Here is a 16,370-nt window from a genome sequence, read left to right as displayed (position 1 = left end):
TTGTGTGAATTTGGCATCATCTAATTTTGCGAATTTCACTCATAATCATGCCCGCAACCTTTTCCGCAGATATATTTGTGGTATCTATCACTTTTGTGTGTATATTGTGATTGCTAGTAATCTTTTCATTAACTGTGGCAAAATCCTCATCTATTACATGACGTGTTGCCATTATTTTGTCTATGTTATTGAGATATGAATTTCTTTCTTTAACCTTGTTTTCTATATTTTTGGAGTTTAGCCTTTCTAACAATTTCTCTTTTCCTTGTTTATCCTCTGATACCTGTAAATTTACAAACAGTATATAATGAGCGGATAATCCGGACACAAGTAATCTTGCAGGTGAAATGTTTATTCCATCAAACACACTGCTCTCACCCATATTTTGAAGATATATCGAAAGTTGTTTGATTGCCGGACTCATTACTTCACATTGTATCTTAAACTCCTCTGAACTTGGCAACAAATATGAAGAAGATTTTAAAATCGAATAACGATAATTTGATTGGAAAAGATGTTCTTCCGCACGAAGAGTTTCTCTTAAATGATTAACATTAATATATTCAATTCCTAATTTTCTAGCTACTTTTTTCGATACGGTTGTCTTTCCAACACCATTTGTTCCCGTAATAAATACCAAAAAGCCTTTTGGAACTCCGCCACGTAGCCTAATAAAAAAGAAATCCATCTTATCAGTAAAATAACTAATAATCGCTAGAGTCCCTGCTACTCCCGATATAGCACTCGTTACTACTATAATCGCCGTTTGCAAAGACATTTAAATTATGTTACACTTTTAAGGTATTAATGTTTTTTGCGGCAGTTGCGGTAAATTTGTGCTAAATGTATTTGGATTTTTTAAAGTATATGTTGCGTTTTTATAATGCTTCCAATCATGATGAGTTTTTCCGTTAAAATGAGTAGACGTTACTTTACTGTCTTTGTCTATAAATTTTGCTAACCAGTTAGGTAGAGACGAGATAAAGAGAGCTTCTAAAACGGTTTCTTGTAAATCAACACTATTATCAATAGTTCTCTTAGCGCGAAAATCACGTATGCGTCGTGAGATTTTTCTGCTTAACTTATTTTTCTCATCTATTTTATTTATGAGTCTGTTTTTTAGTTCTTTGGGGAAATCTTTAAAAAATATTTCCTTATTCGGGTACCAGTTAGCTATATCTGCATATTGCAATTTTTCATCAAAAGCTTCCAAAATATTATCTTTATTTTTGTATTTGTGAGCATTTTTAAAAACATTTTCACCCAACCCCATAGTCCATTTTACCGCCTCGTCAACGCTTGCATATTTAGAATTAGACACATAATTTCTTCCTCTCTATCAAAACTCGAAAACTCGAAACTCGCGCATGGTGAGTTGCCACTTTTTACATATTCTATTTTAACATATCATGCTCGCCGAGTCAATGTCTGTACAAAATTTTTATTGTTTGATATTTTAGGCATTTTCATCTTGCACAAATTAGAGGTCGCCGTCTATGCGGGTTTCAGCATACCGGTTTAAAACACCGTTTCAAACTCGCAGGATTGGACAGGATAGCCGCAAGGTCCGGTCGGTTGCAACTAAAAACATCAAACTAAAAAATAAACGCCTTTGACAATGGGTTATTTTTCGCAAACTCAACCGTTATTGCCGTTTATGATTTTTATGGCTTTGGACACTTCTTCACAAGTTGACTTTATCCTTATTCATAATGTTTAGACATGTTTAAACATAATAAACGAAATACTTATTTGACTTACAATATTTAAAGTGCCTTCAACTTTAGGGGATATCTATTGAAAATCAATCTTACAACTCACAACATCGCGGTAATAGCTATTTGTTCCTCACTTTATGCGGCATTCGGATATGCAACGGCGCAAATTAATTTTTTAGGCGTAGCGTTTCTTCCCGCAGTGGTTATTCCTGCGGTTTTTGCTGTGCTTTATGGGCCGTGGGTTGGCGGCATAAGCGGCGCGATGGGCATATTTATAATGGACATATTTTCACACGGAAATCCCCTCTTAAGTTTAATAGCGGGTGTTCCTGCCAATTTTATTTTGTTTTTCCTTATTGGTTACTTGTCAGCCAAAAACATTAGTTTGAAGCAAGCCCTTACATGCGTGTCTTTAGCAACTGCCGGATTGTTGATTCTTTCGATTGTCTTGCTTCCCGACATTGCGTCTTATGGAATGGTGTCAACCAACACATTCTTAATTATTTTTATATCAACCATCATTGTAAGTTTAATTGCTATTGCAGTGGTTTCTATTCGTTGGAAAGAATGGCGAAGTTACGCTATAGGTGCCGTAGTCGGGCAAATCACAGGCGGTCTTTTGCTTTCTGTAACAGTGTGGCTTGTGAGCCCCTTGTTTTTAGTCCACTTCAAAGTGCCTTTCGATGTTGTTTACGTCTTGCCCCTTTTTGTTTGGACAGTAGCCACAGAAATACCTTTTATCTTGTTAGCCGGACCGCCCATAATTAAAGCAGTGAAAAAAGTTTTACCGGCACTGGCACACAGAAATAAAAGGACTTAAATCGCGCCATTCAGTTGGCGTGTTTTTATCCATAATCAAATATTGTAAGCGCAGAGGGATACCCCAAAGTTTTATTTATTCTGTTAAATTTGATACAAAACTATGCAGTTGCGCTACTCCTATTATACATTATAGCACCCCCCCCCGCCTTTGTCAAGCATTTTTTTACACTATTTTTATTATTTCCAAAAGTTTAAATATGTATTTTATGATTTCTCTCGTCACTCATATTATGAGTAAGATGAAAAGTGAAAAAATATGAAAACGATTAAAATAATAAGTATCTGTCTTGTAACTGTCCTTATGGCATCGTTATTTTTAATTGGCGGTGTCAGCGGTACAGATACAGACTCAAATTTGTATACAGACGACAATCGAACAGCCTACACAGGAAACGATGAGTTGCAAGATAGCGGTTCATCGCCCAGCCGTATTGTGAGCATCCCTGTTAAAACAGGCACAGTTAATGGGGTTGCATCCGGCTATTACGGTGTCCAGATAGCCCAAGACAGAGTGGGCGGAGAAAATGACGCAAAATTTTATCCGGCATTGGAAGTCGCATACACAGGCGGTCAAATGATTACTGAGATGAAAATTACTGTATCTGCGACAAAGCCGAACGGTCAAGCTGTTAGCGGCTTGGATTTTGATGAAAGAAAGCATTTAGTCAGCCCCGCGTCTAATGGCGAGGAATGGGGCGGAGCGTTGGCCGCTATCTACAGTGCAATTATGATTCTAGACCCAACAATGATAACTACTGCTGTAACTATGGGTCAAGGTCTTGGCGGCGGTTTTCTCGGTGACCCTACGCTCGGCTTTAAAGTCGAACACGACTATAATTCCAACTCTGCATGGACAAAATATTCAGCAACAAATTTTGTATCGGCATCACAGAAAGAGCGAGGGTTTCAATACAGCTTTAAATTGCACTGCGACCCCGACCTTCCCGGAATATATACTATCAACGTTAAATATGACATAACAGTGGCTACTGTGATTCCGGGCGGCGGCTTAGGGACACCTGTAACCACATCGACTACTCAACAGGTAACTTATGAGTTCAGAGGCCCTGCAACAGTAGGTTGGGCGGCACATGTGGCGCAGGATAATACAGCTACCGGCGGCGGCGCTTTTGTCCGTGACCCTTCATTGATGCAGGGAGACCATCCCGATACGCAATTCGGTGATATAAATTCAGGCGGTTTCGGTTACCATGCAACGGCACTTGTAACGATGACGCCAAGTGCGGGCGTAAAAGGGCATATTTACATATATGGACACTCGATGGTAACCGGCGGGGGTAGTCATGTGTATGTCTATCGTTCCAATAGTACTAGCGGACCGTGGTCTTTAGTCAAAGAAATGTATATCAACAAAAATACCGACGAATACATTGATTGCGGGAAAACGACTGACAGTTTCAAATATCTTGCAATAGCTTGCTATTACGATAATCGCATGTCTTGGATATACATTGATAATATCGGCGTATACAATTAGCACGAAAGACAAAACTACGGTGATAGCAATTAAACCACAAATAAACCACAGCGGTGTCACCACCGTTTTTTATTTATTATTTTCAGCAAAAAAGGAAAAGTTAAAAAGACATAACTGGCAACTGCTTTGAGGAGTTAAAAATGGGAATTACTAATGAAGTATACTATAAATCGCTATTAATGACAACCGCGCTTATTTTTATGGTGTTTGGCTCAATATTTGTCTTTCAAGCAATATTCTCATTTGGTTTAGAATTAAGTTTAATGGGTGTTGGACTGCTGTTGATAGGCTCCGGGATGTACCTTGTAAGCCGCAAGTCAACATCCAAAACCCTGCCAACCGCATAAAGACAAATTTTTCTAACCCATATTTTTAATAGCTTTTTCCAATTCCTCGCGCGTTATGAGTTGCCGACTGTGTAACTCTTTTAGTATGCCAATTTTGAACCTCATTTCCAAGCTCGCATAATTGGACATGTTAACCTCTTAAAGTTTGGTCGGTTGCAACTATAAAAATATATGGTGCAAAATACATAATGCAAAAAACTGAAAATATCCCCGCCATACAGCGCATAAATATGTACAGGGTGATTTTTTTATGGTTTTTCGCAGAGTTGACATAACAATACATACCTGTTATACTGATTGTGGGATGGATTTTGAGGGGTTGCTTGCCGAAGCTATTCGCCAAGTCAATCTTGAAAATATCCACAAGCAGATAATCACATCAAACGCCGCTTCGAGAGAGGAAGTGAGCCAATGATTAACGATTATCTAACAACATATAATACCGCCTTGTATCTAAGGCTGTCAAAGGAGGATGAAGTAAACAAACAGTCTGAGAGCATTATCAACCAACGTGATTTTCTAACTCAATATGTGTTGGAGCAGGGTTGGAATATTGCGGGGATTTACATTGATGACGGTTTTAGCGGTTTGAATTATGACCGTCCCGACTTTAAGCGTATGCTAACAGACATTGAAAAAAAGAAAATCAATCTTGTAATCACAAAAGATTTGTCAAGACTTGGGCGCGACTATATCGACACGGGCTATTACTTGGAGCGGTATTTTCCAACAAAAAATGTGCGATATATTGCCCTAAATGACGGCATTGACACAATGTCCGATATGATAAACAACGACATAAGCCCCTTCAAAGCAGTAATTAACGATATGTATGCAAAGGATATATCAAAAAAGGTTCGGGCGTGTTTTAAGACCAAGCAGGAAACGGGGCAGTTTATCGGGAGTTTTGCACCGTATGGATACATCAAAGACCCAACTAATAACAATCGGCTTTTAATTGATGAAGAAACGGCGGGTGTAATACGGCAAATTTATGCGCTGTTTCTGAGCGGCAAAAGCACGGTCGCTATTGCGGAAATCTTAAACGACGAGGGCGTGGAGTGTCCGTCGGCGCACAAGAAACGCACACTTCCCACCTACAAAACAATCAATGTGAAGTATTTTTTGTGGGACAGGGAAAATATTCGGGCGGTATTGCGTAACCCTACTTATTGCGGAAATTTAACACAGCGAAAAACGCAAAAAGTCAATTATAAGGTTAATAAAACGCGAATTGTACCCTTTAGAGAATGGGTAACGGCAGAAGCTACACATGAGGGCATTATTTCAGTTGCGGACTTCGAGAGCGCACAAATTTTGCTGAACAAAAAGGCAAATAATTATGTGAAAAACGGAAAGAGAAGCCATCTGTTGAATGGTTTGCTGTTTTGTAAGGAATGCGGCGGAAAAATGACCTATAGAGGCGGTATGCCTCGTTACTATGTTTTATGTCTTGCTTATTCGCGATTTGGGCTTAAAGCATGCCATAGTAACGCTTTGCGGGAAGATTTTGTTGAAAAATACGTTCTTGACGAATTGCAGAGGATTGCAAAGCAGACGTTAAAAGATGATTTTTGTGAACAGTTTTCGTGTCTGAAGCCGCAAGAACAGGGTAACGTAAGCGAGGAGATAAAGCAAGTTAAGGCAAAATTAGATGATACTCGCCAAATAATCAAAAACTTGTACGTTGATAAGCTCAAAGGATTAATTGATGAGACTATTTTGCTTGAAGTATCCCGCAAATATTCAACAGAGTTGCAACAGTTGCAACGCCGTCTTGCCGAATTGGAACAACAGCAGACCCGCCCCGCAACAAAAAGCGACTACAAGGAACTGATTAAACAATTATCCCATTTTGACATTGTGGATAAATCCATTTTAATGAAACTGATTGACAAGATTGAAATCTCCAAAGACAAAGAAATTTTTATCACCTATAATTTCAAAAATCCCTTTATTTCTGTGGAAAAATTAGGACAAACGTAATTTCCATTATATGGAAGTATGTATAGGCGTTTACGATTGTCCAAAAAATCCGCATGAAATGGGGGCAAACTAAAAAATGAAGTGGTGATTTGAATGATTATCTGCTTACCCCAAAAATTACGTTGTTTTATGTATGTGGTTTTTTATTAGCTGTCTTTGGGTTTTGTGCCTAACTGCTGTGCTTGAAGTTATAAATAGTTCCGCTTGTGGGCTGTTGGTAACTTGGCAGTTTCCCACATAGTTCATGTGTGTTAATTTTAACGTGTGCGTTCGTGGTCGGGGGTTCGGTCGCGTGTGCGGTTTTGTCGTTTGAGTTGTTTTGCTTGGGCTTGCTCGATTTTGCGGATTAGGTCGGCTCTGCGTGGGCTGTTGATGATTTCTTGCCATTTATCGGCGTGGGCTTGGGTGGTTCGGGTGAGGGATTTTTCGAGGGACTGACGTTTTTCGGGGGTTAGGTCGGGGTTAATGAGTTGTTTATTGATGTGGTCTTTTAGACCTTGTAGTTTCATTATTTCGTTTATGAGTTGTTTGTCGCTGTTTTCAACTATGATTTTATGCACTTCTTCAGCTGTTACGCCGTGCTGGGCGAGGGCTTCGTAAAGTTGGGTCTGGGAGTTTCGCAAGGTATCTATAATTTTTTCAAGCGAGGGATTATTTGCGCTGGATTTCTTTAAAAAGTTGATGTCCCTTTGCAGGGATTGAAGCGTTTCTACATGGGTGCGTTTATCTTTTTCGTCCAAGCATGACACGCCCCTAATCGCGCCCGAACAGGAGACTTTTATTATGCTCCTCTATTAGCGCGTTAGCCATTGCAAGATTAAATTTCTCCATAGCAATACCCTTTGATTCTAAGGGTTTCAGATTTTCCAAAGTGTACCCATAATCGTCCAATATCTTCTCTACTTCATCACACATATAATACTCTGCAAGTTGTAATAACTGCTTATTACAGCCGCGCACCGCGCCCATGCCATAACCATACATAACAAAAACCAAAACCAACCACGCCGCTATAACCCCGACAAGCACCAGCGTATTTGTTGAGTTCAGTATCGCTGTGACTGTTGAGTTAAGCCCCTCATTTGAAATGAGCGCCTTTGCAAGCACAAAGGAAAAAGGCGAAAGAATTATGCCCCAGCCTACCGCAAAAAGGCCCGTTTTAAATTCCTTGATTTTCGTGCCGAACGCGGTTTGCGTCATGGCGTTTATTTTCGGTATGAATTTACTATAGAAATATGGGACGTAGAAGCCTAATGTTATCAGTACTAAAAAGCCTAAAGTGTTATAGCCTATATTTTTTTTGATGTATGGGACAGGGGAATTATTCAAGCGGCATATCTCCCGAAGCGTTTGGCGTAGAATTAGATTGGCCCTTGTTTATATAATATGGCAATTTTCGCACTCTGCAAAAGTTTTTGGGCAGAGGGTATAGCAGAATGAGTTGGTCTTGCAGGGCGGCAAATTCTTCGGGTTTTATGATGCGTTTTTCGTAGTCCTGCGCGGTTTGGGTGCTATGCCCTGTGGGTGCGCCTATGTAGGGGTCATAGTTTTGTGAGTGAGAGCTTCGGATTTTTTCGTATGTGCCGACGAGTTTTGAGAAGTATTCTTGTGTGTTTGCATCGGTCGCGCCTAATACGGCTTTAAAAGCGCATGTGTCGGCGATGACTTCCTGCGCATCGTGCGAATATATCATTTTGAGCTGGGCTAAACTTTGAATAATTATGCAGATAGTAATTTTTTTGGAGCGCAGGGTTGCTAATGCGTCGGTTATGGCAGGGATTTTGCCGAGGCGCGGGAACTCGTCTAATAAAAACAATATCGGGCGGTTGTCAGGGCTTTCTTTGCGCCGCTCAAAAAAGCTGATAAACTGATTAACCATGAGGGTTAGAAGGCTTTTCCATTGAGTCAAGAAATATTCGGGGATTTTGATATAAACATCCGTGCCGCTTTCTAAGTCCATCGGGGATATGATTTCCTTAGTTTCTTCATAAGATAGTGCCGCGACAATATCGTCGTCGGTCACAAGGGCGATTATGCCTCGTGTGATTTCGGTGAAAATTCCCGCTAAAACCTTGCCGTCCATGCCCTCAAAGGATTTGGCGCATAGTTTTGCTTTGTCGTTTGAGCTTTCGGATATGATTTTTATTAGGGTTTGGGCGTTTTGGCTCTGAATGTTGCGGAGGGTTTCGATAAAGCTACATTTTGCGTGGTGATAGTGCAGAATTGCGCCTGTTAAAATTATTTGTGCGCTCTCAATCCAAAACGGCTCTCTTACATCGTGGGGCAGGGGTATGACGGCTTGGGCGATCGCGCGGGCTTCCTGCGCGGGATTGGTGCTTTGATTTAAGAAAACGTAGGGGTCATATACATAGCGATTATTTTTGTTTTCGGGGTCGAAAAGTTTAATGTTTCTGCGGTTGTCTTTGGTGTTTTTGTATAACTCACCCTTAATATCAACTGCAAATATTGTTCCCCTCCAGTTTTGGAGTGTGGGGATGGCGATACATGAGCTTTTTCCCGTGCCCGTACCCCCGACCACTAAAACATGTCCGTCGGTTTCTTCGGGCTTTATGACATATTGATTGTATTGTTTCCCAAAGAAAATTCCGTGAGGCTCCGCGCTCATTAATTGTCTGTTGGCGGGGGGATTTTTTGTTGCGCGTGTGGTGTGTTCGGCGGCTTTGTAGGGATTTTTGGGTTGCCTTCCGAAAAGACGCAAAAAGGCTGACACGATACCCGAAAAAATTTGAATTAAAAAACTCATAATATAACTTGTAATTTCTGCGCCGAAATCCCACGTATAACCCATGATATATCAAATTATTTGCGCCGCTTGGATTTATAAACTTATTAAATTATATCCCAAAATAAGGCGGCAGTCAACAGATTTTGAAAACTTTGTTAGCAAAGAACGCGCCCGACATGCGGGAAGAACACACATCGGACGCGCTCAAATTCGGGGATTGCTTTTCAGGAGATTTTATGTAAACTAATTAACCTAATGACTTATTTAACGCTTCTTTCCTCTCCGTTACATTCTTTCTAAGTATTCGCTAATTCCTTTTTAGATGTTGATAACGTTCCTCGGAATCTTTCTTTTACTCTGCGCGCCCTCTTTCTGGTCGCCGTCAGGCGGCGTGCAAGCGAGCGGAGCGAAGGTTCATGCACTTCCGCGTGCGCGAAGTGTAGCATCCCCTCGCGTAACGAAGCGCGACTTCGGAGCGATGAGCGAGAGGGCGCGAGGGGTTTGAGCGTAAGCGCCGCCGATGGGGACGGCGACATTATAGCCCACGTCAATTTATGTTCATCAGATTCGCTACAGGTTGTGTTTTCCCTTTGTTTTGCAAGCTTTTATTAGAACCTGAACTTGTTCTATTGGCAACTTTGCAATACTTTTTTTGAAAGTCTCGTCCGTGATGGTGTTTATCAGACTTTTAGTTTCGTTATATATTTGTTTTTCATCAGTGTCTTTTGTTAATTCCTCCAGATCTTCTAACAATCTATACATTTCTTCTTTATCGGGGAGAAGGTCAAAAGGTAACATTTGCGTTTTATACTCTAATTCAATAGCCTCTTGTAACTCTGTAAGCTCTGATATTCGGGCGTTTCGGATGTTGTTGGCATGTTCGTTTTCGCGGATTTGTTCTCGTATGCACTCTATTTCAGCAGGAGCTTCTTCGGGTTCAATACCGAAATTTTCCTTAAAATCACGCTTCGCAATCCTTATTTCGTGCTCTAATTGTTCGATTTCCCTATCAAGTTGTTTCTCATGCGCTATCCAAGTGCGTAGCTTTCGCCGTTTTTCTTGCGACTGCGCCGACCTGCCCTGCATTTCCGCTATACTTTTGACAGGTGCATCAATATTTTCTACGCGATAAAAAAATATACCCTCAGCTTCGTCTCTGTCTTCATCAAATTTATATCTTAGAACATTTGGTTCTTTGCCCATCATAATAGATGCCCCTTAGAATGTTTTATTTTTATTTGACTTAATTCGCTTGACAGCTTTCCCCCTTGCTTTTCCTGTTTTTTCGCGAAGTTTGCCTATTAGCTCAGAAACGCTTTGACGGCGGCTTGTTAAAACTCTGGGTTGCTTGGAACGTCTTTTGACCATGTGCCCCTGTCGGAGATATTCGCGTTTGGCAATGTCAACTTCTTGTGAAAGTCTTGCTATTTGGTGGGTTTGCTTTTCAATTTTAAACTCAAGGATATGGATTTGTTTTTGTATCCGCTTGATTTCCGAGGGGGCTTGGTCGGGTGTAATGCGGTATTTTATTTTAAAGTGATAGTTTGCTATGCGGCTGTCGGTTTTTGCTTGCTCTATTGTCTTTTTTAACTTTTGTTTGCGTCTGATTTCCCAAAAATGCAAATTTTTAAAATCTGCTTCCAACACCGCTATATGTTGGTTTGCTGTTTGGGCGTTTTTGGCGTGTTCGTCCATTTCTTCGGAGTGTAATTTTAAATGCAAGCTTTCATTTTTATTGATGTTGCGTTCCGCTGTCAGGATATGTAAATCATGTATGGGTCGGGTATATTTTTTGCGTAGTTGCTTTGTGTGATTTACTCTTTGTATGATGTTTGGTTTTTTTGTGGGTTGGGTTGTTGGTGTGGGCGGTTGTTGTTGGGGTAATTGGTTCATGCGGTTTGCGGTTTTTAGTTTAGTGATTATTTCGTTTGGTGCAGGGTCGGGCGCTAATTTGTTTATGTGTTCCGGTTTTTGTGTGAGTTTCTTTGGGTCGTCGATTTCTGGTTTTTGTAATTCCATGATTTCTGCCTCCTTTTTGGTGTGCTCGGTGTTGCGTCGTTGGATTTCGCGGTTATAATCGCCGCGCTCGGTTTTGATGCCTTTCTTTTCTAATGCCGCCGCTTCATGTCCTAAATGGATGGTCGGTTCTTGGTCTAAGCCCTGTGCTTTGAGTGTTCGGTGGTCTATGCGTTGGGTTAGTCTTTTGCGTTTAAACATATCATTATTTATATGTGCCCAAGCTTTGCGCCATTCCAATAGGTTTTCTTTTTTGTTCCAGTTGCGGTTTTTATTTCCGAAGCCATTTCGTGAAATATTGCGGGTTGTGAGCATTATGTGGGCGTGGGGGTTGGTGTCGCCTTTGTCATGGATAGAAAAGTCTGCAATCATACCTTTACTGACAAAGTTTTCCTTTATGTACTGCCTTAAAACCACTTTTTGTTCTGATAGGTTGAATTCTTTGGGCAGGGCGACTATTATTTCGCGTGCGAGTTGGGCGTTTTTGCGTGTTTCGCTTGCTTCGACGGCGTTCCAAAGGGTTTGCGCGTCTATAAATTCGGGTGGTGCGTCATCGGGCAACATAATTTTACTATACACCACACCACCCTTTGACCTGTAGTCGTGGGTTACTTTATCGCCTATGCCGATTATTTTTTCGCCTCTTTGGTATGCGGCATGGGCTATTGAGTGCATTTTTGCGCTTCTTCGATATGCCGCCGCGCCGATCGCGGAGCGTCCCGAACTGCGGCCGATAATCTTTACATCCATGTAAAAAATCGCCATCTTACGAGCCCCCTGCCTTAACGTACTTGAAATTAGTTTATTCGGCATGGTTTGTCCATTATCTCAAAAATACATACAATTTCGAAGAAATTGTATAGTTGCGCACTCCCATTAACTGGAAGGATGCTAACACAGATGCCCCTGCCAAGAGCGGCTACCGCTCAATGCAGAGGCAATAATGTAAGCGTCCATCCAGATTTTTTAGTTTTTCTCTTTAAACACAACTGTTATTTTCCGCATGTTGATTTAATTTGCACAAGAACTTATTTTTAAACAATCAAGCTGTTTTTCTGGCTTTTTCTTTTTCGTAATCTTCGTAAAGTTTAGGTAACTTTGTGATACCCTGTTCTGCATATTTTGCACATGCTAGTACTATTTCATTACCTATCTTATTGTCATTAAATTTGTAATCGTCCAATTCATCCCACATCTCGTTAAAAAATTGTTTATACCAATTAACCTTATTTTCATCCATAGAAAAATCGCCACTTATTGGGCCGCCCTCATCAGTACCATTTGTAACTTCCCACACATATTCTTCTCCGAATATGCCAAAATCCGCTTTGTGATTGCCGGTTCCATTTCTTGTATTAAAACGGGCGTCAAATCTTGTTTTTGAAATTATTTTAAATTTGTATACGCCATTGTTATGAAGGACAAAGGCAAATTTAACAAGTGCGCTACGGAACTCCTTTTCATTTTCATAAATAAAAATTCGGCGAACCTGTTCGATATTTCCGCTTTGGACATTTTTATGAATAAACTTTGTGAAACACTCGCCATAGGGGTTTAACCACCATTTGATGCTTTTGCAGGTACAAGGAGCATAGAAAAACCTATTCCTTTTACTCTCAAATACTTTATAGATTTGATGTTCCTCGTCGTGCAATCTATAGACCATAAACCTGACGTATTTGCTGTCATTAGTATTGCGCAGATTTTTTGTTAGCTTTGTCAACTCTTTTCTATACCACTGATAAAAAAATGTTTGTTCTTCTGTATCACTTAACTTGCTTAGGTTTTGTGCTGTATCTGCTAAATTTTCTAGAACTATTTTACGATAATTAGTAATAGCGCTCAGTTCACCTATTGAAACAGCTAACATATTTACATTGTCGCTTATTGTATTTACAGTATCGTTTGCTGTGTTTGTATTAGTGTTTATTGTGTTTACAGTAGTGTTCATTGCGTTTACATTTTTATTGACATTTTCAAGCTTTCCGATGTCAGAAGATGTATCCTCGTTAATTTCAGAAGTTTTAAAATGAATTATCCAAATTCGTGTAACCAAAAAAAATGAAGCTGATAATAATATGCTTTCAGCAATAGGCGCTTTAATTACGAAAAGTCCAACGGGAAACATGAATATGGATAATAATAGGTTTATTATTTCAGCGTGTTTATTGTTCGCTATGCGATTCATCGTTTTCGATATACGCGAATCTATCATGCCTACTTTATGTATAACCGATAATTTATAAACTTTATTGAAAGAAATTGTAAATAGAGGCAAATTAAAAATCAAAAAAATATTTTACAATATTATTTTGAAAAATATGTTGTAAAAGCTAAAATAATGTGATAGAATATGTGGTGTGAAGTTGATGTGGTAAAAATATAATTTATTCATAAAAAAGTGTTTTTTTAAAGATTGCCGATTAATTTTAACAATGAATTTTGCGTAATTGGATTCGTAAATTTGCAAGGAAAGTTGAAGGTGATTTTAAAATGTATAAACCTATCGAATCATTTAAGGCATTTTTGGCTGTACAGAAGGCCGGTTATTTGGTGACGAACAGCGTAACAAACGCCCTTAAAGTCAAAGAAAATCGTCGCGGTATTCCTATTTATTCAACAAGCACTAAAGAAAAGGGGCACGGGCATAAGCATAGGATAAAGGAAGGTGATGGCAAGGAAGTTTTGGCGGCGTCTTGGAGGGATTGGGGTGGCACGGCTTCGCTCGAAACAAACACCCTTAGAGTTCATATTAACCGCAATGTTAGTGTTACGTTGTCCGAACTGGATAAAACAGGTGAATGGAGTAAAACAACATATACTGCTGAAGGTAAGCAAATAAACGGACAACCATTAGAACCATTTACTAAAGATGAGGGTAAAATTGTTGCAGATAAAATCTGGGCGAATATTTTTGAAGAAACCCTGCCGAATATATCTTTGAAAGATACGGGTTTTGTTCAGCGTTTTGAAAAAGCGGTGCACTTATCTATGCAAAAATTATTAGATAATGAAGCGGAAATTAAGGCAATTAAGGCACGGAGTTCTATGGAGATATATAAATTAGGGGAAATTAAAAATTTTCGCAGTTGATTTCTTTCTAACGGCTTCGTTCGATTATTCGGATGCGCTCCCTCGATTTTTCTTGTTCACGCTTGACCGTTTCGGCGCGTTTACGTTGTTCGATTAGGGTTTGTGTTTGGTATTGGGGTAATTTTTCGATAACGCGCTGGAAATCTTGGTCGGGGATGATGTTTAGGCGGCGGTCGATTCGTTCTTGGAGGAGGCGGTCACGGACGGATTCGGGCGGGGTGTTCATGTGTTCCAAAAGTTTGTCTATTTGTTGGCTGTTGGGGCGGGTTTGGACGATGAGTTTTTGGGTGTGGTAGTCTAAGAGGATTTTGTCTTGGGTGTCCATGATGTTTAGTATGGCGGCGTTTTTAGTGTTTAGGTCGGTTTGTTTTTCGCGGACTATTTTTTGTAGGCGTTTGATTTCGTCTGGGGTTTGGTTTGGGTCTATGCCGAAGCGGTTTTTGAAAAATATCTCGGCGCGGCGTGTTTCCTGTTCGGCGTGTTTGAGTGCTTGGTTGGTTTCCTGTTTTTTTGTCCGTTGTAAAAAGTTTAGGTTTTGGCGGGTTTGCTGTAGTTCTGCGATTCTGCTCTGTAGGGCTTCAATGTTTTTGGCGTGTTCGTCCATATTTTCGGCACGGAAGTTTAAGCGGGGGATTTCTTCTCTAATTTCATTGCGCGTTGTTATTAGCTCGGATAAGTCTTTTTCAAGCGTGATGTAGTCATCTCTTAATTTGTTTAGGTGTTTTGCGGTTTTTTCGGTGGTAGGTTCAATGTCGGGAATTTCAGTGGCTTCCTGTTTGCGCTCCGCTTGTTTGGCGCGTTCGGCGTTGCGTTTTTGGATTTCGCGGTTTCTGTCGCCGCGCTCGGTGTGTATGCCTTTTTTCTCTAACGCCGTTGCCTTGTGTCCTAAATGTATGGTCGGTTCGCGGTCAATGCCCTGTTCCTTGTATGAGCGATGGTCTATTCGCAAATCTAGCCCTTTTTCCTCAAACTTTTGATTATTAATTTTCGCCCAGTTTTCGCGCCATTTTAAAAGCTCAATGTCTTCGTCCCAGTCGCGGTTTTTACCCCCAAAACCGTCGGGCGAAACATGGCGGGTAGTCAACATAATATGCGCGTGGGGATTACCGTCGCCTTTATTATGCACGGCAAAGTCGGCAATCATACCCTTGTCAACAAAATTTTCTTTTATGTATTCACAGAGTAGGGCTTTTTGTTCTTCTAAGTCAAACTCTATTTGTAGCGCGACTTCGATTTCCCGCGCCAGCCTTGCGTCGCGCCGCTTTTCCTTTGCTTCTACCGCTCGCCACAGGGTCTCGCGGTCTTCGTAATTTTTGGGCGCGTTATCGGGCAAAATTATTTCCTTGTGCACAACGCCTTGTTTTCTTGTGTAGTCGTGGGTTATTTCGTCGCCCTCTAACTCTACGCCCGCCCGATACGCCGCCGCATCCACCGATTTCAGCTTCTCCCCAGCTCTGTACGCCGCCGCACCCACAGCAGACCGCCCCGACCCCCTGCCGATAATTTTAACGCTGAGATGATAAATCGGCGTTAAAAATACCTCCGACGTTTCAGCTCGCAAGAACCCTCAAACCCGCATGAATGTTGGACAATCGCGGTGCGATTGTGTAAGTGCGCCCTTCCCGCACTTTTTAGCCAAAAGCACAAAAAGCCCCACGGGAAGCGAACAAATCCAGCCATGGGAGCGGCATTAGTCGGGACTTTAGCCCTCACCGCTGTCTGTAGGGAGAAGCTCCGTGAAAGACCCCGTAGGGCGCGGACAATTCCCACCACATGGGCGGCATTAGTCGGAGCTTCGGACGCAAAAACCACTTGTCCCGCTTTTTGCGATTTTTGAGTGAGGACAAAAAAACGCCCCTGCCGCGTGTTCTTCGGTGTTAGGATAATGCGTGAGCGGCGCTGATCGGCGCGACAGCGACCGCTTGGCGACGCGAACGCACCCCGCCCAAACTTAGAAACACAAACAAAAAAACACCCCTGCCAAGAATTGGAAACACTCACAGTAGGAACAAGAATTTTTATAAAAAGTCGGAGTGCCAACTTGCTACACTCCGATATAGACTTCTATTGTTATGTTTTGATAAAGTCGGGAATAATAAGCCGAGGTAAACCGCTTTTTAGTGGTTGATTTTGAAATGCCGCAT

At 41.0% G+C, this 16,370-nt stretch carries 15 protein-coding genes; 6 read left to right on the top strand and 9 right to left on the bottom strand.

The features are described 5' to 3' along the window. Positions 1-16: 16 nt before the first annotated feature. Both FWF39_RS01235 and FWF39_RS01230 read right to left on the bottom strand, forming a co-directional pair. A complete protein-coding gene (locus tag FWF39_RS01235; RefSeq protein WP_343381618.1) occupies positions 17-778 on the bottom strand; it encodes an AAA family ATPase in 762 nt (253 codons plus the stop codon). Positions 779-796: 18 nt separating this feature from the next. Then, positions 797-1,321 carry a hypothetical protein gene (locus FWF39_RS01230; protein WP_343381617.1) on the bottom strand — a complete coding sequence of 175 codons (525 nt, stop codon included), beginning with the start codon at positions 1,319-1,321 and terminating at the stop codon, positions 797-799. A 476-nt stretch (positions 1,322-1,797) separates the two neighbouring features. Between FWF39_RS01230 and FWF39_RS01225 the strand changes: the two genes are divergently transcribed. From FWF39_RS01225 to FWF39_RS01205, 5 genes are all read left to right on the top strand, one after another. Then, entirely contained in the window at positions 1,798-2,538 is a 741-nt protein-coding gene (locus FWF39_RS01225) for a hypothetical protein (protein WP_343381616.1), read from the top strand. A gap of 258 nt (positions 2,539-2,796) precedes the next feature. Further along, complete coding sequence (locus FWF39_RS01220) at positions 2,797-4,038, top strand: hypothetical protein (RefSeq protein ID WP_343381615.1); 1,242 nt, start codon at positions 2,797-2,799, stop codon at positions 4,036-4,038. Positions 4,039-4,178: 140 nt separating this feature from the next. Beyond that, positions 4,179-4,385 carry a hypothetical protein gene (locus FWF39_RS01215; RefSeq protein ID WP_343381614.1) on the top strand — a complete coding sequence of 69 codons (207 nt, stop codon included), beginning with the start codon at positions 4,179-4,181 and terminating at the stop codon, positions 4,383-4,385. Between the two features lie 250 nt (positions 4,386-4,635). Continuing rightward, a complete protein-coding gene (locus FWF39_RS01210) occupies positions 4,636-4,800 on the top strand; it encodes a hypothetical protein (protein ID WP_343381613.1) in 165 nt (54 codons plus the stop codon). Next, the gene (locus tag FWF39_RS01205; protein ID WP_343381612.1) at positions 4,797-6,371 is read left to right on the top strand and encodes a recombinase family protein; all 1,575 of its coding nucleotides are present in this window, start codon (positions 4,797-4,799) and stop codon (positions 6,369-6,371) included. The genes FWF39_RS01210 and FWF39_RS01205 overlap by 4 nt, the downstream gene beginning before the upstream one ends. Before the next feature lie 257 nt (positions 6,372-6,628). Here the strand turns inward: FWF39_RS01205 and FWF39_RS01200 are convergent, their stop codons facing one another. The 6 genes from FWF39_RS01200 to FWF39_RS01175 form a co-directional block, all read right to left on the bottom strand. Beyond that, positions 6,629-7,111, bottom strand: coding sequence for a hypothetical protein (locus FWF39_RS01200; RefSeq protein ID WP_343381611.1), 483 nt, complete (start codon positions 7,109-7,111; stop codon positions 6,629-6,631). A gap of 13 nt (positions 7,112-7,124) precedes the next feature. After that, positions 7,125-7,700, bottom strand: coding sequence for a hypothetical protein (locus FWF39_RS01195; RefSeq protein WP_343381610.1), 576 nt, complete (start codon positions 7,698-7,700; stop codon positions 7,125-7,127). Further along, positions 7,693-9,135 carry a type IV secretory system conjugative DNA transfer family protein gene (locus FWF39_RS01190; protein WP_343381609.1) on the bottom strand — a complete coding sequence of 481 codons (1,443 nt, stop codon included), beginning with the start codon at positions 9,133-9,135 and terminating at the stop codon, positions 7,693-7,695. Before FWF39_RS01190 ends, FWF39_RS01195 begins: the two co-directional genes overlap by 8 nt. A gap of 552 nt (positions 9,136-9,687) precedes the next feature. Next, positions 9,688-10,323 carry a hypothetical protein gene (locus FWF39_RS01185; protein ID WP_343381608.1) on the bottom strand — a complete coding sequence of 212 codons (636 nt, stop codon included), beginning with the start codon at positions 10,321-10,323 and terminating at the stop codon, positions 9,688-9,690. 12 nt (positions 10,324-10,335) lie between these two features. Then, positions 10,336-11,898, bottom strand: a complete 1,563-nt coding sequence (gene mobQ / locus FWF39_RS01180) for a MobQ family relaxase (protein ID WP_343381607.1) — start codon at positions 11,896-11,898, stop codon at positions 10,336-10,338. Between the two features lie 277 nt (positions 11,899-12,175). Then, positions 12,176-13,321: a hypothetical protein gene (locus tag FWF39_RS01175; protein ID WP_343381606.1), complete on the bottom strand. Its 1,146-nt coding sequence runs from the start codon at positions 13,319-13,321 to the stop codon at positions 12,176-12,178. Positions 13,322-13,626: 305 nt separating this feature from the next. On the opposite strand from FWF39_RS01175, the gene FWF39_RS01170 reads away from it, so the two are divergent. Next, positions 13,627-14,226 carry a hypothetical protein gene (locus FWF39_RS01170; RefSeq protein WP_343381605.1) on the top strand — a complete coding sequence of 200 codons (600 nt, stop codon included), beginning with the start codon at positions 13,627-13,629 and terminating at the stop codon, positions 14,224-14,226. A 7-nt stretch (positions 14,227-14,233) separates the two neighbouring features. On the opposite strand, the gene mobQ (FWF39_RS01165) is transcribed toward FWF39_RS01170, so the two are convergent. Further along, a complete protein-coding gene (gene mobQ / locus FWF39_RS01165; protein ID WP_343381604.1) occupies positions 14,234-15,787 on the bottom strand; it encodes a MobQ family relaxase in 1,554 nt (517 codons plus the stop codon). Positions 15,788-16,370 lie beyond the last annotated feature (583 nt).

Origin of the sequence: Candidatus Bathycorpusculum sp. (assembly GCF_009778815.1) — an archaeon.
Lineage (GTDB): Archaea > Thermoproteota > Bathyarchaeia > Bathyarchaeales > Bathycorpusculaceae > Bathycorpusculum > Bathycorpusculum hydrogenotrophicum.
Note: the sequence above shows the minus strand (reverse complement) of the source record. Positions and strands in the feature narration are given on the sequence as shown.

What these genes read in the sequence shown, in the direction of transcription:
- FWF39_RS01235 (WP_343381618.1), bottom strand. Translation starts at nt 778, where the DNA reads ATGTCTTTGCAAACGGCGATTATAGTAGTAACGAGTGCTATATCGGGA.
- FWF39_RS01220 (WP_343381615.1), top strand. Translation starts at nt 2,797, where the DNA reads ATGAAAACGATTAAAATAATAAGTATCTGTCTTGTAACTGTCCTTATG.
- FWF39_RS01215 (WP_343381614.1), top strand. Translation starts at nt 4,179, where the DNA reads ATGGGAATTACTAATGAAGTATACTATAAATCGCTATTAATGACAACC.
- FWF39_RS01210 (WP_343381613.1), top strand. Translation starts at nt 4,636, where the DNA reads ATGGTTTTTCGCAGAGTTGACATAACAATACATACCTGTTATACTGAT.
- FWF39_RS01205 (WP_343381612.1), top strand. Translation starts at nt 4,797, where the DNA reads ATGATTAACGATTATCTAACAACATATAATACCGCCTTGTATCTAAGG.
- FWF39_RS01190 (WP_343381609.1), bottom strand. Translation starts at nt 9,135, where the DNA reads ATGAGTTTTTTAATTCAAATTTTTTCGGGTATCGTGTCAGCCTTTTTG.
- FWF39_RS01185 (WP_343381608.1), bottom strand. Translation starts at nt 10,323, where the DNA reads ATGATGGGCAAAGAACCAAATGTTCTAAGATATAAATTTGATGAAGAC.
- mobQ (WP_343381607.1), bottom strand. Translation starts at nt 11,898, where the DNA reads ATGGCGATTTTTTACATGGATGTAAAGATTATCGGCCGCAGTTCGGGA.
- FWF39_RS01175 (WP_343381606.1), bottom strand. Translation starts at nt 13,321, where the DNA reads ATGAATCGCATAGCGAACAATAAACACGCTGAAATAATAAACCTATTA.
- FWF39_RS01170 (WP_343381605.1), top strand. Translation starts at nt 13,627, where the DNA reads ATGTATAAACCTATCGAATCATTTAAGGCATTTTTGGCTGTACAGAAG.